Source organism: Psychrobacter maritimus, assembly GCF_904846345.1.
In the GTDB taxonomy this organism is placed as follows: domain Bacteria; phylum Pseudomonadota; class Gammaproteobacteria; order Pseudomonadales; family Moraxellaceae; genus Psychrobacter; species Psychrobacter maritimus.
Map to the genome: position 1 here is coordinate 467,022 of NZ_CAJHAJ010000002.1, position 21,422 is coordinate 488,443.

Genomic DNA, 21,422 nt, shown 5'->3' on the forward strand with positions numbered 1-21,422 from the left:
CATTAATGTAGAAAGCTAAGATTGGTTTTTGCTTATAAAGCAAAAAGGGTGAGACATCATTTAATAACGTCTCACCCTTTTTTTACACTAAAAACTTTTGAATTAAGAGCTTCCTTTAAAAACTGCTCTTAAGAACGACCTTTAAGAATCACCTTTAGGAAAAAAAGCTTAAATGACAGCTTTACTCTAACGGCTCTCCGCAATGCGGGCAAAAATTCTTTTGCCGCACTTCTCTTTCACGGCGTTCCAGCTCTTGCTCACGCAATACTTGCAGCACAATCTCTTGTGCTTGCTCCTTATCCAATCCAAGCTCGCGGCGGATTTTCTCAATCATCATCTGATTCTGTACCAAATCAAAATCGCTATCGACTAATTGCCCGCGAAAGTCTTGCTCAAGCTCTTCACGGCGCTGACTGAGCTCATTTGCCAAGCCCGTCGCCAAAATACCTGCCGGTAATGCAGCCAGACCGACGCCCAATATGGTGATAATCGCCCCCAATATTTTACCAGCATTAGTGATAGGCGTTACATCACCATAACCGACCGTCGTTAGCGTGACCACCGCCCACCACATCGCCTTGGGTATCGATTCAAACTCCTCTGGCTGCGCGTGGTTTTCGACCAAATAAATCCCACTCGATGCCGTGACAATCATAATAATTAAGATAAAAAGGACCGCTTGAAATGAGCCTTTCTCCTTACTGATAACCACCAATAAAATACGTAAGGAGGCAAAATAACGGGTAAGTTTAAGAATGCGAAATAAACGCAAAATACGTAAGAAGCGCAAATCGATACTGACAAAGAAATTCAAAAATGCGGGCGCAATGGCAATGATATCAATCAAAGCCGACGGACTTTTTAGCCAATCCCAGCGCTGACGCCACGTGGTATTGTCAGGCTTCGCTTCAGCGACACTCCATAATCTGAGCAAGTACTCGATAGAAAATATGATAATCGAGAAATTTTCAAACCAAGTAAAATACTCTTGATACGGATAATACCAGTTATCTACAGACTCAGCGATGACCGCCGTGACGTTCGCCATGATTAAAAAAATGAGAAAGTAGTCAACACAGCGACTAAAGAGCGTATCATGCTCATCGTTTTGTAGAATGTTATAGACGAAAAGACGCAAGCGCCGTATAGATTGGAGTAGCATGGCGTCCCTATATACGGTGCGATGTAACACCGGTCTTATATTAATAAACAGTCGTTTAAAAAGCGCTTATGCCTAAATTCAGACCAACAAAGTTGATGGGCATATTTAGTTTATGCATCAGTAATGATGATTATACAAAATTTAGGTAATAAATGTAGGTCACTGCCAACAATATCACGGCAAGCGCCAAGAAAACGAAGCGCAAAAACTGCTCATCAGCCCGTAATTGGTTGCTTAAGTTTTGCGCCGGTAATAAGAACAAACCACATTTAGGGCAACAAGAATCTATTTGGTTCAAGAGCTTGATGGAACGGGCATTTTCACAACGAAGCGGAGAATTACTACAATAACCGAGCATAATGTCTGACCGTCCCCTTTGATAAATAGCAGCAAAAACCGCTGAAAATTGCGAATTAAAATAACAAGTGTAATTAAAAAATTATTCCTAATTTAGTCTATCTATTCAAGTAGATGGGTAACTTAAGATATAAACATTACCGCTTTCTATTTAAAACCTTACTTTTATTAGGGTTTTTGTATTATAATAGAGAGATAATGTTACAAGTTAACCATAACATTGTGTAATCAGTCACTACTGTCATCCCTCATTAGCGACTGACCAATAATCATCTATTATGTTGAGGAATCAAACGATGAAACTACAATCCCTAGTTTTAGCTGCTGCAACTGCACTTACCATGACCACTGCTTTTGCTGTACCTGCTGGTACTTGGTCTGTGGCTGCTGGTGCTCACTATGTTGATCCAAAAAGTGACAACGGTAACGTCACTATAGGCAATACAAATTACGCTGTAGATGTTGATGGCGATGTACGTCCAACCATCAGTGGTGAGTACTTTATCGCTAATAACGTTGGTGTTGAGCTACTTGCAGCCATTCCATTTCATCATGATTTCACTTTGACTGATGCAAATGGTGGTGAAATCACAGGTAGAACTCAACATTTACCACCTACTCTTTCTCTACAATACCACTTCGACGGCTACAACCTGCCTATGAATGTGAAACCATTTGTTGGTGTTGGTGTGAACTACACTACTTTCTTTAAAGAGAAAGCCAATGTTGCAGGTACTGAACTAAAACTTGACGATAGCGTAGGTGTTGCTGGTCATATCGGTCTTGATATTCCATTCGCGCCTACTGAGTCTTTCCGTATCGATGCCCGTTATATGGACATCAAAACTGATGCTACGTTAAACGGTACTGATATTGGTGAAATTGATATCAGCCCTTGGGTATATGGTGTCGCTTTTGTAAAACAGTTCTAATATAGCCCATTGCTATAAACTGAACACGATAAATAAAAGAAGCCAGCTTAATAGCTGGCTTCTTTGTGTCTATGAATAGATATTTTTGTAATAAAGGATATAAAAAAGACCATCCGTAGATAGTCTTTTCTATTAACCATGCTATTTTTACTTAACCCTAAAACTATAGCAAAATACGGCGTGGATCCGCCAATAAAGTTGCGATATAACGGGTAAATACCGCGGCATCAGCGCCATTAATCACCCGATGATCATAAGATAGCGATAACGGCAGCATCAAACGCGGCTCAAAGGTTTGCTTACTAGCATTCCAACGCGGCTGCATACTGGCTTCTGATACCCCTAGGATACCCACTTGTGGCCAATTTACCAGTGGCGTAAATGCGGTACCACCTAAGTTACCTTGACTAGATATCGTAAAGCTCGCGCCTTGCAATTCTTTAGTCGTCAGTTTCTTATCACGCGCTTTAACCGCAAGCTCACCAATCTCAATAGCAATCTGCTTAAGCCCTTTATCTTGCACATTTTTGATAACAGGTACAATGAGGCCGTCATCAGTCGCTACCGCAATACCCATATTGACGCTCTTACGTAAGATAACTTGGGTATTGTCATCACTCAAATGACTGTTAAAAAGTGGATGCTGGGTTAACGCATAAGCGGTTGCTTTGACAACAAAGGCTAAAATAGTGAAGCCGATACCTTCCGCTTTCATAGCGCCTTTGAGCTCACCACGTAGCTTTTCAGTCTCTGTGATATCAGATAGGTCAAACTGCGTCACTTGCGGTAACAAGGTATTATAATTAAGCTGCGGTATTGACACTTTTTGTAGGCGGCTTAAATCTTGTACCTCCGTCTCACCCCATATCTCAGTATTACTCATATCAGGTAAGCTTGGCAGGCTTGAGCTGACCCCATTGCCACTAGCAGGTGCGGCTTTTTGAGTATTCAATTTGCCTTTTACATGGGCAAATAAATCTTCTTTTAAGATACGCTCATTGAGCGCTGAACCTGCCACTTGAGAGATATCAACCCCTAGCTGACGCGCAAGCTTACGCACGGCAGGACCGGCATAGATATCGACCATTTTTTCGTTGACTTGTGCTTCAGTCAGCTTGGCATTTGTAGCATTCGTATTAGTCGTAGACTTAGCGGCTTGTTTAGGCTCGTCTGTTGTTTGCGACTTGTCAGACTGCTTATCTGATTCTGTTTTGTTAGTTGATTCAGCTGGCTTTGATGCTTGCGACTCAGAACTATCGGCCTTAGACTCACTAGCATTATTACTGGCGCTATCTGAACCCTCACCAATAATGACAATAAAGTCTTGACCATTGGCGACCATATCGCCCGCTTGCACCAATATTTTTTCGACCTTGCCCGCTTCTGGCGCTGGCACTTCAACCGACGCTTTATCAGATTCAATCAGCAAAATGGATTGATCAGCAGTAACCATATCACCGACACTGACCATAATCTCAGACACTTGCGCTTCATCAACACCTAGGTCTGGCAAGGCATGAGTAGTTGCTTTTCCTACTTGTTCGCCTGCTTGCTCACTTGCTTGTTTGGCAGGCTGAGAAGTACTTTCCTCAGCTGCGTTAGTATCGCTTTGCTTCTCTGCTTGCTGATTATCCTGCGGCTCATTTTTTTTGTCAGCGGCAGGTTCTGTTTTGTTTTCTGTGTCAGCGCTTTGCGTATCGTCTTTAGCATCGGCATCGCTATCAAGCTCAATAAGCACCATACCTTCGCTCACTTGGTCGCCAACTGCCACGCTTATTTTAGTTACTTTACCAGCAGCCGAGCTTGGTACTTCTACTGACGCTTTATCAGATTCTAATAAAATAATATTGTCGTCTTTTGCAATAACGTCGCCAACTTCGACCATAATCTCACTGACTTCGGCGCTATCGACACCCAAATCGGGGGCTTTAATGTCCATCCGTAATTCTCCTTGTATTATGATTGCCTTGTCTTTTGGCTATTCTTTGACGTCATCATCATTGAGTAAGGCGGCGTCAGCTGGGTCTTCTGCGCGACCTTCGCTACTTATTTCATCATCATCTTCATCGACAAACTCTGGTACAGGGCTCGGATTTACATTGTCAGGGGCTGGCGCATCTGGGAAATGATCATAATGAGGCTGTTGTTGCCATGCAGGCGGTTGATCCGCTTCGATACCGAAGCTTGAAATCGCATCTTTTACCAGACGCATCTCAACTTCACCTTCATCGGCTAAGCGTTTAAGCGTGGCGACCACGATGTGCGCGGCATCAACATGGAAGAAGCTACGTAGATTCTCACGGGTGTCCGAGCGACCATAACCGTCGGTGCCTAAAGTCGTATAAGGGCGATTATCCGGTAACCAAGCGCGGATTTGCTCTGAGTAGTTACGCATATAATCTGTAGCAGCAACTACGATACCTTCGTGCGGAGCCAACTGCTCAGTAACCCAAGGTACTATTTCTTCTTCCATCGGATGCAGGCGGTTATAGTCATCACACGCCATGCCATCGCGAGTCAGCTCGTTAAAGCTGGTCACGCTCCAGACGTTGGAGCTGATGTTAAACTCGTCGTGTAATATTTGTGCCGCTTTTTGAACTTCACGTAAAATAACGCCTGAACCTAATAGCTGAACTTGGCTTGAGCCGTTATCTTCTAATAAGTACATACCACGCTTAATGCCTTCTTCCACGCCGTCTGGCATGGCAGGCTGTTCGTAGTTTTCATTCATTAAAGTTAAGTAATAATAAACGCGCTCGCCCTCGCCATACATGCGGCGTAGACCATCATGCATAATCACTGCCAACTCATAACCAAAGCAAGGATCGTAAGTCACGCAGTTCGGTACGACGTTAAATAGAATTTGTGAATGACCGTCTTGATGCTGCAAGCCTTCGCCATTGAGCGTAGTACGACCGGCTGTTGCGCCAAGTAAGAAGCCTTGCGCCTGACAGTCACCTGCCGCCCATGCAAGGTCACCAATACGTTGGAAACCAAACATCGAGTAGTAAATATACATCGGAATCATCGGTAACGCGTTGACAGAATAACTGGTTGCCAGTGCAATCCAAGTACTCATCGCGCCCGCTTCGTTAATCCCTTCCTCTAACATGTGACCATCGATGGCTTCTTTATAACCCATCAATGCTTCACTGTCCTCAGGCGTATATTTTTGCCCAGAAGCCGAGTAAATACCCAATTGACGGAACATACCTTCTAGACCAAAGGTACGCGCTTCATCAGGAACAATAGGCACAACGCGGTCTTGAATGTCTTTATTTTTTAGCATGGCTGATAGCAGGCGTACAAACACCATGGTAGTCGATTGCTCTTTACCATTACTGCCTTTAAGCACACGATCAAAAATAGACAAATCTGGAATATTTAATGGAATATGACCACTACGGCGATTGGGCAGATGACCACCTAAGGCTTCACGGCGACCTTTTAGGTACTTCATCTCAAGTGAATCTTCTTTTGGACGATAAAACGGTAGCGTCTGTAACTCGTCATCGGTAAATGGCAAGTCAAAACGATCACGGAAATACATCAAAGCTTCATGGTCGAGTTTTTTGATTTGATGCGATTTATTCACCGCTTGTGCTTGGGTCGACAAGCCATAGCCTTTAACGGTTTTTACCAAGACAACGGTCGGTTGGCCTTTGGTTTTCATGGCTTCACTAAAGGCGGCATAAACCTTCATCGGATCATGGCCACCACGGTTTAGGCGCGAGATATCATGGTCAGACAGCTCGTTTGCCATCTCCTCTAGCTCAGGATACTTGCCAAAGAACTCTTTACGTGTAAACTCAGGGGTACGGGCTTCATATAGCTGGTACTCACCATCAACCGCTTCTTCCATACGATGTTTGAGCACGCCTGTTACATCTTTATCAAGCAAGGTATCCCAGTTACCGCCCCAAATCACTTTAATCACGCGCCAGCCAGCACCGCGGAACACGGATTCAAGCTCTTGAATAATCTTACCGTTACCACGCACTGGGCCATCAAGCCGCTGTAAGTTACAGTTGACGACCCAAATTAAATTGTCCAGTTTCTCACGTCCGGCAAGCGAAATCGCACCCAAGCTTTCTGGCTCATCGGTTTCACCATCACCCAAGAAGGTCCAAATCTTGCGATCTTCTTTTTCTAATAAACCGCGGTTTTCCATATAACGATGCACGTGCGCATGATAAATGGACATAATCGGACCCAAGCCCATCGACACGGTTGGGAACTGCCAATAATCTGGCATTAAGTACGGATGCGGATAGCTTGAAAGACCTTTGCCGCCGACTTCACGGCGGAAGTTTTCTAGCTGCTCTTCGGTCAGACGACCTTCTAAATAAGAGCGCGCATAAATACCCGGCGCTGAGTGACCTTGATAATAAATCATGTCACCGCCGAAGTGATCACTAGCCGCACGGAAGAAATGATTAAAGCCGGTTTCATAAAGGGTCGCACTTGAGGCAAAAGTCGCTAAGTGACCGCCTAAATCATCATCGTTCTTATTGGCGCGCATAACCATTGCCAATGCATTGTAGCGAATCAAAGCCCGAATTTTACGCTCAATCGTCAAGTCGCCTGGGTACATTGGCTCATCTTCAACCGCGATGGTATTGATATAAGCCGTATCGAGACGGTTAAATGGCAGTCCTTCTTGTACCGCCATGTTGTATAACGCTTTTAATAAAAACTGCGCCCGATCCTTATCAGCATGTTTGATAACGGACTCAAAGGCTTCCAGCCATTCTTGGGTTTCGGTGCTATCAGCATCCTTATAATAATTCATCTTTCTTAATCCTTTTTATCAGTCAGCCCTGCGCAATGACAGGGTGTTATTAAATCAGAGTGTGGTACGTATTTTAATGAGCAATCACTTTACTTGATGCTTTCCTTATAACGTCCTTGCTGCATCTAAGCATTGCATTGTATTTTGTGGTGATGACAGAGAATTCTAAATAAATCGTATCACTGTAGATTAGCATAGGAGCAAATAAACATCGTTGTAAAATTAAACGATATCCACTACGCGATTCTCACTATCAAATGATAATGACACTCTATTATAGGTACTTATTGAGGGTTTGTTTATAGCTATGGAGAAATGCCAATATGACAAGTATTTCTGAAATAAATAGTGATTATTTTTTTACGGGTATTTATGATATTAAAGGCTTTTTATTTTCGCTTCAACTGGAGTTTGATATAGCTTATTGAGTTCAATATAAATGTAATCATATATTATTAATTACATTTATCCGTTCAACCCATTAATTCTGCAGCTCGTCGCTTTCCATGCTAACAATTGTATGCTTAGTGTTATATTAAGTTAAAATAATTGATAACTTAAAACAAACTGTATTTTTCATAAATATCATTTATTAACGCCTTATTATACCTCTGAGATGAACTATGACTGGTCGATTACTAATTTTGCGAAATACGCTATCTCTAAATTCAAACTTGGGATGGTTTAAATTTGCAATTATTTTGGCGACTACTACTATACCGCTTGTCTCACAGGCAAAACTATCAGGATTTGGAGATCTCATTCTTGATAGTACGCCTACTGATGGCATTGCGTCAGGTAGATATACTACATCGAACGGTGCTGAAGGTAAGTTTGTTATAAAGCGTGAAGCGTTTATTGGTTATAGTGGCGAAAATATACAAGCCACCACTAATGGCGTCAAGAATGGCGTTCAAATTCAAAATCGTCAGAAAGTAGGAATGTTAAACGACGATAAAGATACGTTCTCATATGAATTTATCATTACGCCTGATCCCAGATATAACAATTTTATACATACTATAAAAATCGCTCAAGCTAGCTATGCTACATCTGGTAACTCAGAAATAGCGCGACAGACCTTAAGTTATACTGATTTCGACTCGTCCCACTTCGGTCCAAAGTCAAAAGCAATTGTCGAAGCGAACCCAAGTGTGAGCTATTTTTATGACGCGATGGGTGATTACTTTTTGGGTCAAAAGGTCTCGGAGACCATACTGCAAGAAAACTCTCCAATAATAGGACAAAGCTCAGGTCAGCAACTACGTGAAGATGACTCGACCTCAGCCCCACTCTATTATTATAATATTACAAGGCTTGATGGTAGTGGAAATGCAAGCTCATACACCCCTGTTAAGAACAATGCAGGAGAAGTGACTCGGAGAACGCTTAGTGGTACTTTACCCCCTAATCCCACTTTCGCTAATATCTTGAAATATATTTCTAAGCCAAATACTTATAAGCCCTTGAGCGTAGGTCATACCATAAGTAATGGTGGCAGCTACGTCAGCTATGGTATAGAAAATGCCGTGAGTGAATACATCATCAGTGTGAAAAATGCAAAAACAGTAACGCTTAAATATGAAGGTATCATGCATGGAAATATCGCAGTTAATGCACAAGTAGTAGGCGAGACTTATAATGAATGGATAAGTTTTGGTGTTGAGAGCGAAGCTAGTCCAACTTATGTATTCTCAGGTACGATATTCAATGATAATGGAGGTATCACCACTGCTAATAATTTTGATGCCGATATCGTTACTGGTCCCTATGCTACTAATCCTCATTATTTTAATGGGTTATTTGATACTACCACACCTACTGAAACTGTAATCTCTGACTCGCTCAGTACTGTTGCATTAACTGATTGCTCAGAAACAAAAATTGCTACGCAACAAGTTCCAGACAGTGGTCTCTACTCAATCACCGTATCTGCAGCACAACTATCCGGCAATACCACACTCTGTCTAGTAGAGCAAAGAAACACAGGTATTACCTCCTTCCCAATACGTACTACTCCAGCTAAACAACCTATTAAGCTTAAAGACCTTACATATAACTATCCTAATAACAATTTTGGTAGAGTCGTAGCTGATAATGCAGCTCTAGTATTACAAAAGTACCAGTTTGTAAATGATTGCAATGCCAGTACATTAGATTACCCTATGACTCAGACTACTAACGATCCAAGAACTGGGTTTAGCATGGATCCTATCATGGGTAACATCAGTCCACAGCAGTGTATTGCTTATAAGATTGTAGCTACCAATCGTGCCAAACTTGATATTAATGATTTCGTTATGAATGATGTGCTCCACAACAAATGGGTAAAACGTGTGGCACCTACTGATGGTAATGGTGACTATGCTTCTGACAGTGTGGCTATAAATATGAATGGTACCGTAAAAACCAATCCATTAACTTTACTGGCAAAGACTAAGCGTGACTTTTATTTCAATACCAAGTACAAATCTACTGTAGACCCTTAATATCTATTTTCTCCTGCATTATCATTAATTTTCTAAACCCAATTATTTCCAACAAAAGCCCTATCTTCCCAGATAGGGCTTTTACCGTTCAGCCACCTCAAATACCCTTTTGTCGCATTTTTAGTGACAATATGTAATTAGTTTGTAAAAATCCATTCTAAGATTTCAGTCGATATTTTTCCGCTTATCGAAAGCCCAAGAACTATCCAGTTTGTAGCCATAACCAGTAAAAACATTTCTGATAGTGATGATTTAATAAAGGATTTCATATGAAAGGTTCTAGTTTTTTACGCAAAACCTTATTAGCTAGCTTAGCATCGGTATTTTTATTAGGTACAGCCAATGCCGATGACGCCTTAAAGATGGATTTAACCGCCAATAAGGTCATCAAGCACGCTGAAGGTAAGACTACTTATCTGCCAGTTCGTAATGCACCAGCTGGAACGGTCATTCAGTATAAAGCCACCTATAGCAACACAATCAATAAAGACATACAAGACTTGGCAGTTGTGCTGCCTATTCCTGCGAACATGACCTTCACTGGTGAAGCTATCCCTTCAACCGCGCAAGCCAGTATCGATGGTAAAAACTACGCCGATATGCCACTGATGCGTAAAGTCGACGGCAAAATGGTCAAAATCCCTTTTTCTGAATACCGTACCCTGCGCTGGAATATCAAGTTACTACCAGCACAGAAATCAGCAGCTGTTGCTCTAAATACTACTGTTAATTAAACCTTTTTATCCGTTTATTTTTTTCAACCTTACACATAGTTTTTATCATCACTTTTGGAGCAATACATGAAATCAAACACTTTTAACTATAGCTTGCTTGCCGTCGGTATCGCCGCAGTAATGGGTTTATCTACTGGTGCTAATGCTGCTAAAAGCGGTACTGCAACAACTTCTCCTACTATTACTAACGTAGCTGAAGCTACTTATTCTGTTAATAGTGTTCCTCAAACTCCCGTCAAATCAAATCCTGTTGTTGTTAATATCTCAGAGCAAGTTTCATTCTCTTTATCAGCGCTAAACACTGATGGCGATTTGAAGGATGATACAAATAATGGTGATGACGTAAAGCCTACTGGCTTCGTTCAGTTCATACATAGATTAGAAAATACAGGTAACCGTAGAGACCAATACACAATTAATCTAGCTAACGTCATTAATGGAACTAGTGATAAAGCTGATTATAACCTCGGTGCGTCTACAGTTTCATACCAGCTATATAATAGTGATGGTACCAAAGCTACTGGGCAATATACATCTGGCGATAACATGCTTGTAGCAACTTTAAATGACTTTAAATTTCCATTAGAAGCAGGCCAGTATGTTAACTTTACTATTAATGCTAAGACTGAAGGTAACAAAGGGGGTGACACTCAAAACCTCATCTTAACTGCTACCAGTACAGCACTATCAACGAATACCCCATCAGACGTTAGTAAGACATTAACCAATACCAATACCTCGCGTACAGTACTGCCTGTCTTTAGTATTGTAAAATCAATAACTGATACGCTTAATCTTAACGACCTAAATGATACAGCTACTTATAGTATTAAAGTTACTAATGATGGTCGTGCAGACTACGCTGCTGCTGCGACTAACATTATTGTGCGTGACACCTTACCTGCTGGTCTAGTGTTAGTACCAGATTCTGTGAAATCAACGGATGCTACTAGTGGATCTTCTGTTATAGAAACAACAACTGGTATTAATCAAGGTTTTGTATACTCAGGTATTAATCTAGCTGTTGGTGCTAGTATAACTATTACCTTTGATGTCAAGCAGGATACTAAAGTAAAACCTGCTAATGGCGTGATCAATCATGCTCGTGTTGAAAATACTTTAGATAGTGGTATCACTATCGTTGATAGTACTAATAAAGATGATACAGATGAAAATACGAGTACTTACTATCCTACTAATGACGATATAGAGTACACCAATAATCCTATACCTGGCACGGCAGGTGGTGACTCAGCTGCAGCACTAGAGGTCAATAAGCGTGGCTTAACGATATCTAACGGTGTCAACGGTGAGGGTACTTTCAAAGAAATCGCTGTTAATGGTACCGTTACACACACTAATATCATTACAAATACAGGCGATGCCAGTGAAGGAGGCGTTAACCGCTCTATTGCTATCAAAATTACTGACCCTGATGGCAAAATTCCACTTGGTATAATAACTGATGCAACTGCTAACAATCGCCCTAGCTATAAACAAGGTAATACAACTGGTTATTTAGAACCTACTGCAACAGCAGGCGAATACCGTCTTCCTAATTCAGTGATTATTGCCTCAGGCAGTACTATAGATATTATCTATGCCGTCAAATCTGATAATTCAACCGGAAAAGCGTTGCTTGATACGAAAGAAGAAAACGTAGTAACTATAACTCCTGCCGGTAACGATCCTTCAGCTACAATTAATGCTACTAATATAACAACTATCAAAGGTTTGACGCTAAATAAAACTCAAGCACTCGATGCTAACTGTGATAACGCTGCTGACACTAGTTTTACTAACTCTAATATTGATGCTGAGCCAAATCAATGCGTTATCTACAAGATTGATGCTAAAAATACATCTTCCACTGCATTAGGTTTCAATATCACAGGTTTGACTATTTCTGATGCTAAGTCTCAGTTTAACGCTGCAGCAGACTATGCACCAAGATCTGCCACTACATCTGGAGTTGCAGCAACCAACATCACTACACAAGCAAACGATGATGGTACTAATATCAACACGACCATTAACACATTAGCAGCACAAAATACTGCAACGCTACAATTTAGAGTTAAGATCAAAAACGATCCTAAACAGCCAGCACAATCTCAGCCTTAATATAAAATATTGAATTATTTATTATTTTAATATCTACAAGCAGCAAAAGTTGCTTGTAGATAAACCCTCTAGCTTGACCTAAACAATTTATATTAGCCAAGCTAGAGCGTTACCACTCCACTCCTTTATGTTTCATTGGATAAGCGACATATGACTCTATCTGTAATGACACCGTCTAATCGTACCGCATTATGTACAGCGAAGATCTCTGCGCTGTCATTGGCGATGTTGCTTATGCAATCGAATATGGCGTTTGCAGCGACTGTTTCAAATTCAGCGGCAAACCCTAACCTACAAATTATCAATAACATTGCAAACGCTACCTATAACGTCAATAGCCAGTCCGACGTCACTATCTCTAGTGCCTCGAACCAAGTACAAGTTAAAGCCTCTGCTCTACCTGAATACGGCATCAGCTTAAGCCAGCAGCCTTTACTTACTGTCATGCCAAACGCCTTAGTAAACTGGGTCAATGTCTTAAATAATACCAGCTATAGTAATCAAACAATTGAGTTGACACTTAATGTCGCGCCAACTCTCTCTAACATCAAAGTCTATCAAGATCTCAATAAAAACGGCATTATTGATGCAGCTGATAGCGAAGTTGTTTTTAATAATTTACGTGCCCAAATTAAACTTGGACATAGCGAAAGTATCCAACTTATCGTACAAGCATTGTCAGACCCTAACGGCAAAAGTGACGATACTGCTGATATAAAAATCGGTGCCGTAGTCTTAGAAGATCCGTCAGTAGCAATGGTTAATGCCACTGATAAATTGATTATCGTTGAGCCTGAGATTAACTTTACCACTCCTAAGTTTGATGATAATAAAACCACTTCACAATTGGATGATAATGTCTATATCGAAGCTAGCTACGCGCAGTGTAATGTTCAGTTAGATAAGCCTGATCAAGTATGGGTCACGATTACTTCTTTATTGACTGGTGATAAGTACTCATTAAAAGGAATTGAAACTGGCGATAGTACGGGTAACTATCAGCTTTCAGCACCGACGCAAAATAATGCCAATGCTCTCAATGACAAAATCGTTCAAACCTTAAAGAATGATACTTTGACAGCAAGTCTAGATGCTTGTATCGCACCTTCTGTTGGCACTGGTGCTGGGCAGCTGCCAAGCGACGCTGATCTTACTGTTCGTATCGATAATTTGGCCACGCAAATCAGTATCATCGATGACCGCGCAATTTTAGTAGTAACTAAAGAAGGCGATGTCAAAACTGCGGCTTTTGGCGATTATGTAAACTATACGATCAATATCAAAAATGACGGTGCTACAACCGCCTACGATGTGCAATTAAAAGACGCCCTCCCACGTGGCTTTGCCTATGTGGATAGCAGCGTACGTATTGATAAAGCCCAAACTACCGAATTTAAAAGCGACGGCAAATACCAAGTTTTAAGTTTAGGTAATATGAATGCAGGCGAAACGAAAGACATTACTTATCGCGTCCTTATTGGCTCATCGGCATTAGGCGGTGACGGCATCAACCGTGCGACCGCCGTTGCTACTACTGAGCAAGGTCAAAGCCTAGTATCACGAGAAGCCCAATGGAAGATTGAGGTTGAGCGCGGTGTCATGAACACTGACGGCATCATCATTGGGAAGGTTTACCACGATATCAACCGCGACGGTATTCAACAAAAAGAAGATGGTGAGCTTAGTGTTGCAGGCGTGCGCATCTACATGGAAAATGGCAACTTCGTCGTCACCGACCCTGAAGGCAAATACAACTTTTATGGTATCAGTGCCAAGACTCACGTCTTAAAAGTCGACCGTACTACTCTACCCAGAGCAACAGAGCTAACTACTCAAAGCAATCGCAATGCTGGTGATGCCGGCAGCCGTTTCGTTGACTTAAAATATGGCGAGCTGCATCGTGCTGACTTTGCTATCGTTGGCGGGATGGGCGATAGCACTGAGCGCCTAAACGCAGAGCTGGTCGCGCGCAGCAAATCTGTCAGCGCTAAAAATGACAGCCTAGAGCAAGCGGTAAAAACCGAGCTGGTGTTAGAGCCTGATTATAACCGCGATAATAAAGACAATGTCGATGCAAGCGGTTGTAAATCTAACGATGTCCTAGATGCCGGCATACAATGCGACTCAGCCATCGTCAATGAGATGGTCAAGCCAACTGCCAATCGTGTCGATATGACAGTGACGACTATTGCTCCTCCGGTAGAAAAAGAACTTGAAGAATACTTAAAAGAAGTTTCTAGCAATGATGTTGCCTTTATTAATCTTAGCGAAGGTCAGCAGCTCAGTACCTATAAGCAAATGGTACAAGTACAAGCACCACTAGGCTCTAACTTTACCCTATATGCCAATGGGAAAGCCGTATCAGCCGAGCAAATCGGCAAAACCGCTGAGCAAGAAAAGCAAAAGGTAACGGCGTTTGATTATTATGCCGTCGATTTACAACGTGGCACTAACACCTTACGCGGCGTCGCGACTGACATTAATGGTAAAGTCATCTCTGAGCAAACTATTAAGGTTTTGACGCCCGATAGCTTGCAAGCCATTGATTATCGCACACAAAAACAATTGGTCGCTGCAGACGGTATTAGCGAATATCAAGTGGTGATTAGCCTAAAAGATAGTGACGGCCGCCCTTATATCGCTTCAACGCCAATCACAATTGACACCAATATCGGCCGTATCAATCTTAGCGATAGCAGTAAAGATCAGGCTGGTACGCAAGTCACCGTCTCTGGCGGCGAGCTACTGATACCTATCACCGCCCCAAGTGTACCGGGTAAAGGTGAGCTAATTATTAACACGGGCAGCAGCAAGCAAGTAATTCCGCTACAGTTTACCGCTCAGTTGCGCCCTCTTATCGCTGTCGGTATCGTCGAAGGTGCTATCTCGCTTAAAAACTTCGATGGCAGTAATATTACTGATGCCCAAGGTGCTTTTGAGCAAGAGCTGCGTGAAATCGCTGGCAATGATGACTATTCAGCAACGGGTCGCGCGGCGATGTTCTTAAAAGGTAAGGTACGCGGCGATTATCTACTGACACTAGCTTATGACAGCGATAAAAAAGGCGAACGCCTGTTCCGTGATATCGAGCCGGGTGAATACTATCCTGTCTATGGCGATTCTTCTGCTAAAGGTTTCGACGCCCAATCGACGAGCAAGCTTTATGTTCGCGTTGATAAAGGTCGCTCATTTGCAATGTATGGCGATTTAAAAACCCAAATCGATAATGATGAAGGTATCAAACTTGGTCAATACAACCGTACTTTAACGGGTTTAAAAGCGCAGTTTGAAGATAGTAACACTCGCATCACCGCGTTTGCCGCTGAAACCAGTACTTCACAGCGCGTTAACGAAACTCGTGGTCTTGGTATTTCAGGTCCCTACCCGCTTGCCAATGATTTCGACGCGGTATTAGAAAACTCAGAAACCATCGAAGTCATCAGCCGTGACGCCAATAACCCGGGGCGTATCGTGCGCCGTGAGACCTTGACGCGTTTTGCTGATTATGAAATCGACCCTATTAGCCGCAGCTTATATCTAAAGTCACCGATTGCCAGCCAAGATACCGATGGCAATCCTATTTACTTGCGCGTGACGGTCGAAGTCGATGAAGGCGGCGAGAAATATTGGGTTGGCGGTATCGCCGCCAAGCAGCAAGTGACGGATAAAATCGCCATCGGTGGCAGCTATATTAATAGTGACGACCCACTAAATAAAGAAGAACTTGCCAGCGTCAATACGGTGGTCAAATTTAACGATAAGCTAAAGCTGGTCGCAGAATATGCCAAAAATAAAGCAGAAAATCCAAACTCGCAGCCAAGCGATCAGATTAATGCCAAAGAGCTAGACGGTAAAGATACTGAAGGCGATGCGCTACGCATCGAGCTTGACTATGACGATAAGAAAAACACGCGTGCCAAAGCCTATTATAATGATACCGATGAAGGCTTCGTTACCGGTGCTTCGCCGCAAACCGCTGGACGCACTGAATCTGGCATCGAAGTCACCCATACTTTAAATGAGAAAAAAACCGCGCTTAAATTGGAAGGTGTGCGTACAGAAGACCATACCACTGAGGCCAGTCGCCAAGGCGTCCAAGCCAGTATTGAGCAACGCTTAAGTCAAAATATCGTTGGCGAGATTGGCGTACGCTATTATAAACAAGAGGCCACTACCGCCTCACGCAATACTCAAGCGGCAACCGATGTCTTAGATATTACTAACGATACCATCTTTAATGACGACATCATTAACCAATCAGCGCTTAATGGTGTAAGTAGTGCTGAAAAAGACATCGAGGGCACCACTGCCCGCGCCCGTCTTACCGCGCGTTTGCCAAAGCTGAACAACTCATTGGTATTTGCCGAATACGAGCAAGATATTGAGCATAGCTCGCGCAATGCCACTTCTATCGGTGGCGAAACGGCGCTTGGCAACCTAGGTCGTTTATACGCCCGTCATGATTTAATCAATAGCTTGTCAGGCAGCTACGGTTTAGACGATTCTGAAGAGCGCCAACGTACTGTTATCGGCTTTGATGCCACTTATATGAAAGACGGCAAAGTCTATAGCGAATACCGCATGCGTGATGCGATTAGCGCCCGCGAAGCTGAAGCCGCTATTGGTTTAAAGAATAAATGGTATGTGCAACAAGGCTTAACGCTCAATACTTTGTTTGAACGTGTCGAATCTCTAGAAGGTGAAAAAGACAATACCGCGACTGCTGCTGGTGTTGGCGTTGAATACCTTGCCAACGAAAACTATAAAGCCTCAGGGCGTCTAGAAAAACGCTGGGGCGATAACAGTGATACGCTGCTCGCTAGCGCAGGCGTTGCTTATCGTTATAGCGATGAGATTACTTTATTAGCCAAAGACATCTATTCACAAGTAGATTACGATGATGGTCATCGTACTATCAATCGCTTTCAGCTAGGCGCCGCTTACCGTGATTACGATAGCAATCAGCTCGATATGCTTGCCAAGCTTGAGTATCGCTTAGATGATAACGCAACAGGCAACGATCCGTATCAAAAAGATGCCATTGTATGGTCATGGAGCGGTAACTATCATCCAACACGCCCATTGACGCTATCAGGGCATTATGCCGGCAAATATACGGAATATGACGCTCAAGGAATTGCTAGCGATAATACTGCACACGCTGTTTATGCACGCGGATTGTATGATATCAGCGAGCGCTGGGATATCGGTTTGCAAGCAGGCACCTATTGGAATAAGCAGGCGGACGATTTATCGTACTTGGTTGGCGCTGAAGTTGGCTATAGCCCGATGACCAACCTTTGGCTGTCACTTGGCTATAACTTTATGGGCTTTGAAGATGAAGATATCGCCTATGACGATACGACGATAGAAGGCGCTTACTTTAGATTGCGCTTCAAATTTGACGAAGACTTATTCAAACGCGAAGATTCACGCAAAAATAAGCCGCTCACCGCCCGTTCTACGCTATAATTTAGCCTTGTTATCATTTATCCTAGTTGTCGTAAGCCACGCTTACGGCATTTTTGTATTGACTGGGCGACGGTTTTTATTGAATGATAAATTAACCTGCCTATTTACATACAAACTTTTCATACTTACTACCTTACTTTCAGGTTTATCTTATGCCTCATTCTGCCCTTCAAGCAGCTCCCTATAAAAAATCACTATATGCTACGCTATCCACTGTATTGCTTCTGTCTACCGTATCCTGTGTATCGACTACAAGTCTTACGCCAAAAGACGCTACGCTAAAGACCGCCGACTATTGCCTTAGCAGCCATAATACTGAATCTCAAGCCCAGACAGCTGATGATAAAGCCCAAAGCGTACAACAGCGCGCCATGAACTGTATGCTGAACGAATTACAAACTTATCAGCAAAAAGACATGAGCGCCCGTCAACAATACTTTGCTTACAAAGCCCAAGCTTGGCTGAACTATGCCACTCATAAAAATAGTATGAATAGTCGTTCAGACGCTGCTGTGCAAGCCGCCCAAGCGGCAGAAACGATCTTGCAGGCGTTAAAAAATAATAAAGTTGAAGCGCTTGAGCTTATCGAAGATATCCCATCGACCTCGACGCTCATGCGACCTGATTTATGGGCAACTTTAAATGCCCTTAAAGATAGTGGCGGTATCGTGAATGCGCCGCGCGAAATGGCCTTTAGTGAAGTGGCATTAATATGGGCAGCTACCGACCACTGTGAACGTGGCGCAAAATCATCAAACAGTCATTTTCGGATGGCAGATCGCTGGCTTGAGCAAGCACGCGAAGCTTTCGTCAATGCCCATGACTCAAAAACTAATGTTGCTTTAGAAGCGCTTATCGTGCGTTATTACGAAGAATACGCGCCTTTAGATTCAAGCGACGACAGTTGTAATGGTCAAGTGCTAACAACGATTGATAAAAAGTAGGTGACTTATGCTTGTAGTGACTTATGCTTGTATTAACTAGCCTTTGACCACACAATAAAGTTTCAATCAATGTTTATTAAAACGCGCAAAAAAAGCCGACATCATGTCGGCTTTTTTACGTTTGGATTTGGCTTAAAACTCTAGCGTAATAAAAATTAACGATTTTTACGCGGTAATTTTTCTGGCAGATAGCAGCGTAGATAAGCGATAGACGCGGTATTGGCTTCTTGCAAATACTTATCAGTAATGCTCTGATGACGGCGATAAGAGACGGTAAAGATGGCGTTAATAATACTAAAGGTAATCAATAACACATCTTGGATGTCTTCAAATTTTGGCACTTCATAACGCTCTGATAGGCGTTTATATACCAACTGCACCACTTGATTGTCCATATGCTCACCAAAACTGTCCCCTTCAAAATCAGGAGTATTGGTGTCATAAATCAATTTGGCTTTGGTTTGGTCTTCATCAAAGATTTTTACACAGCGCTCAATCAGCGCGGTCAAATACGCTTGCCATCTATCATAATCAACTGTTTCGACAGTGGTCAGCACTTCTAAGATGTCGATCGCATTTAAAAAACGCAATGCTAAAAATATCGCTTCGATATTTGGAAAGAAATGATATGCGGAAGCTCTTGGAATACCCGCTTCTTCACAGACAGCAGCCAAGGTAATATCATTAATCGCTTGAGTTTCACTCAATTTTTTCGCGCCCATCAATAGCTTTTGACGGCGTGCGCGGCCTTGCTGACTAGTGAATTTAAATTTATTAGGGACCAGCTTTTTTGCCAGCTCCGAATCTACCAGTACATCTTCAATTTTGTCGTCTTTGTTTTCACTCATTATAAATCTCTTAATGTTACGCCCCATCTTTATAAATATAGTCTTCATCAGATAGCATCTGTCCTAAATCGAAGGACATTCTATCAACCGGTAATTTGGGCCAATAGCACCGCTACTATACTCAACGAAGAGGCATGATAAACGCTTGTACACAGTCAAGCAAGGGACATGAATAGGTTAAAAAATAATTCACCAATCAACCAAAAAAACGGGGTTAATTATGAAGTTTTATTTTCGCTCGTATAATACCATGATCGATGACTCTATCGGCATAATCCCACTTTAAGTGGTCATTAAAATAGTCAACTCGTTCAACCTGACCAAGCGAAAACTTACTATCAGGTAAAAACTCTTCAGAAACAAATAACTGATCAATAACTTCTGGCATACCCTGATAAATATGGGTATAAGCAACATCTTTCATCCAACCGTAGCGGGCTTGGATACGAGCGGCATCAAACAATGCCACATCACGCATACTTTTATCATAGTTGACTTCGCCGGTTTCGGTCATCAATTGGGTGGTCACGCTACCGGTGACATCATTCATATCACCCAATAAAATCAGCGGCTCGCGCGTATGATGTAAGCGCTCAATGATAGACATACGAATAGAGGCGGCTTCTGCGGCGCGCATACATAAACTACGCAGTTTGGCACGAACTCGAATATTCGGATCGTTCATATCCTCTAACAGATTGCCGTTTTCATCACGTAAGAAAAAAGCACGTTTGCTTTTAAGGTGGGCGGTAATAATCGTTATCGGCTGCCCATAAGCATTCACTCGTAATATGAGTGGTGGACGATTAAAACGCTCATAAGGTCCTATATCAGGAATATCGATGACCGCTTTTGGCTCTACGGCTTGTAGCAACGTGCTCTCTAACTGCTCAAAGCGCGTGATAATACCAACTGCGGGTGTATTCTGTGCCCCTTTGCCTTGAGTATAAGGGCTTGCGCTGTCATTACTTGCCAGTGGAATCACCACATGCTCAGGCTTAAAACCCAACGATACCGCCAACGCTTCAAGCGCCTGACTATCCCATACTTCTTGTACAGCGATAATATCGGCATGGGCTTTTGCTAATAAGTCGGTAATGCCGCGCAGCTTATGTTCGTATTCTTTATTGGTATAAGCGGGCGCATTTTCGTAATAAATTCGATTAGGATTGGCAAAATTCAGTAAATTGGCAGTTGCTATATAAAACTGCTTTGGATCATTGCCTTCTGCATTATGAATCATAAATTACCTATTATTATTATTTTTGATAATTATGTCTTATCATTAAATATATTTATACATAACAATATTAAGTATATTCACCCTTAACAATATACACTAAAAAAGCCTCCAAAGAAATCTTTGGAGGCTTTAAAGTAGCATAAAACTGGCTTATTTTGTCTGATAGCAGAGTAAAGTCTACAATCAGACTAATTCTAGTAATGAGAGAGTAAGCTTTTGTATTGTTTATTTACTTATATCAAATAAACTATTAGTTTATCTTAATGATGAAGCTTAACAAAGGAATACTCATTTACCATCAATTGAATCCTTAACACTTTTCATT

The 21,422-nt window shown here is 42.2% G+C and carries 11 protein-coding genes; 6 read left to right on the forward strand and 5 right to left on the reverse strand.

Going from position 1 to position 21,422, the window contains the following annotated elements; all coding sequences use genetic code 11:
• Nucleotides 1-181 precede the first annotated feature (181 nt).
• Nucleotides 182-1,162: an ion transporter gene (locus JMX50_RS04750; protein WP_201628627.1), complete on the reverse strand. Its 981-nt coding sequence runs from the start codon at nt 1,160-1,162 to the stop codon at nt 182-184.
• Nucleotides 1,163-1,815: 653 nt separating this feature from the next.
• Between JMX50_RS04750 and JMX50_RS04755 the strand changes: the two genes are divergently transcribed.
• On the forward strand, nt 1,816-2,451 hold the full coding sequence (locus tag JMX50_RS04755; RefSeq protein WP_201564914.1) for an OmpW/AlkL family protein: 636 nt from the start codon (nt 1,816-1,818) through the stop codon (nt 2,449-2,451).
• Between the two features lie 163 nt (nt 2,452-2,614).
• Here JMX50_RS04755 and JMX50_RS04760 read toward each other — a convergent pair whose 3' ends face one another.
• Nucleotides 2,615-4,390 carry a 2-oxo acid dehydrogenase subunit E2 gene (locus tag JMX50_RS04760; RefSeq protein WP_201628628.1) on the reverse strand — a complete coding sequence of 592 codons (1,776 nt, stop codon included), beginning with the start codon at nt 4,388-4,390 and terminating at the stop codon, nt 2,615-2,617.
• 39 nt (nt 4,391-4,429) lie between these two features.
• Nucleotides 4,430-7,243 (reverse strand): pyruvate dehydrogenase (acetyl-transferring), homodimeric type, encoded by a 2,814-nt coding sequence (gene aceE, locus JMX50_RS04765; protein ID WP_201628629.1) that lies wholly within the window; start codon nt 7,241-7,243, stop codon nt 4,430-4,432.
• Between the two features lie 623 nt (nt 7,244-7,866).
• Between aceE and JMX50_RS04770 the strand changes: the two genes are divergently transcribed.
• From JMX50_RS04770 to JMX50_RS04790, 5 genes are all read left to right on the forward strand, one after another.
• Complete coding sequence (locus JMX50_RS04770; RefSeq protein ID WP_201628630.1) at nt 7,867-9,732, forward strand: hypothetical protein; 1,866 nt, start codon at nt 7,867-7,869, stop codon at nt 9,730-9,732.
• Between the two features lie 269 nt (nt 9,733-10,001).
• Complete coding sequence (locus JMX50_RS04775; protein WP_201628631.1) at nt 10,002-10,466, forward strand: hypothetical protein; 465 nt, start codon at nt 10,002-10,004, stop codon at nt 10,464-10,466.
• A gap of 66 nt (nt 10,467-10,532) precedes the next feature.
• Complete coding sequence (locus JMX50_RS04780; protein WP_201628632.1) at nt 10,533-12,590, forward strand: DUF11 domain-containing protein; 2,058 nt, start codon at nt 10,533-10,535, stop codon at nt 12,588-12,590.
• A 150-nt stretch (nt 12,591-12,740) separates the two neighbouring features.
• Nucleotides 12,741-18,062: a DUF11 domain-containing protein gene (locus tag JMX50_RS04785; RefSeq protein WP_201628633.1), complete on the forward strand. Its 5,322-nt coding sequence runs from the start codon at nt 12,741-12,743 to the stop codon at nt 18,060-18,062.
• Between the two features lie 152 nt (nt 18,063-18,214).
• The gene (locus tag JMX50_RS04790) at nt 18,215-19,006 is read left to right on the forward strand and encodes a hypothetical protein (protein WP_201628634.1); all 792 of its coding nucleotides are present in this window, start codon (nt 18,215-18,217) and stop codon (nt 19,004-19,006) included.
• A gap of 155 nt (nt 19,007-19,161) precedes the next feature.
• Here the strand turns inward: JMX50_RS04790 and JMX50_RS04795 are convergent, their stop codons facing one another.
• Both JMX50_RS04795 and JMX50_RS04800 read right to left on the reverse strand, forming a co-directional pair.
• Nucleotides 19,162-19,854 carry a TetR/AcrR family transcriptional regulator gene (locus JMX50_RS04795; RefSeq protein ID WP_201619525.1) on the reverse strand — a complete coding sequence of 231 codons (693 nt, stop codon included), beginning with the start codon at nt 19,852-19,854 and terminating at the stop codon, nt 19,162-19,164.
• Nucleotides 19,855-20,068: 214 nt separating this feature from the next.
• On the reverse strand, nt 20,069-21,097 hold the full coding sequence (locus JMX50_RS04800) for an endonuclease/exonuclease/phosphatase family protein (protein WP_201619524.1): 1,029 nt from the start codon (nt 21,095-21,097) through the stop codon (nt 20,069-20,071).
• Nucleotides 21,098-21,422: the final 325 nt, after the last annotated feature.

What these genes read in the sequence shown, in the direction of transcription:
- JMX50_RS04750 (WP_201628627.1), bottom strand. Translation starts at nt 1,162, where the DNA reads ATGCTACTCCAATCTATACGGCGCTTGCGTCTTTTCGTCTATAACATT.
- JMX50_RS04755 (WP_201564914.1), top strand. Translation starts at nt 1,816, where the DNA reads ATGAAACTACAATCCCTAGTTTTAGCTGCTGCAACTGCACTTACCATG.
- JMX50_RS04760 (WP_201628628.1), bottom strand. Translation starts at nt 4,390, where the DNA reads ATGGACATTAAAGCCCCCGATTTGGGTGTCGATAGCGCCGAAGTCAGT.
- aceE (WP_201628629.1), bottom strand. Translation starts at nt 7,243, where the DNA reads ATGAATTATTATAAGGATGCTGATAGCACCGAAACCCAAGAATGGCTG.
- JMX50_RS04770 (WP_201628630.1), top strand. Translation starts at nt 7,867, where the DNA reads ATGACTGGTCGATTACTAATTTTGCGAAATACGCTATCTCTAAATTCA.
- JMX50_RS04775 (WP_201628631.1), top strand. Translation starts at nt 10,002, where the DNA reads ATGAAAGGTTCTAGTTTTTTACGCAAAACCTTATTAGCTAGCTTAGCA.
- JMX50_RS04780 (WP_201628632.1), top strand. Translation starts at nt 10,533, where the DNA reads ATGAAATCAAACACTTTTAACTATAGCTTGCTTGCCGTCGGTATCGCC.
- JMX50_RS04785 (WP_201628633.1), top strand. Translation starts at nt 12,741, where the DNA reads ATGACTCTATCTGTAATGACACCGTCTAATCGTACCGCATTATGTACA.
- JMX50_RS04790 (WP_201628634.1), top strand. Translation starts at nt 18,215, where the DNA reads ATGCCTCATTCTGCCCTTCAAGCAGCTCCCTATAAAAAATCACTATAT.
- JMX50_RS04795 (WP_201619525.1), bottom strand. Translation starts at nt 19,854, where the DNA reads ATGAGTGAAAACAAAGACGACAAAATTGAAGATGTACTGGTAGATTCG.
- JMX50_RS04800 (WP_201619524.1), bottom strand. Translation starts at nt 21,097, where the DNA reads ATGATTCATAATGCAGAAGGCAATGATCCAAAGCAGTTTTATATAGCA.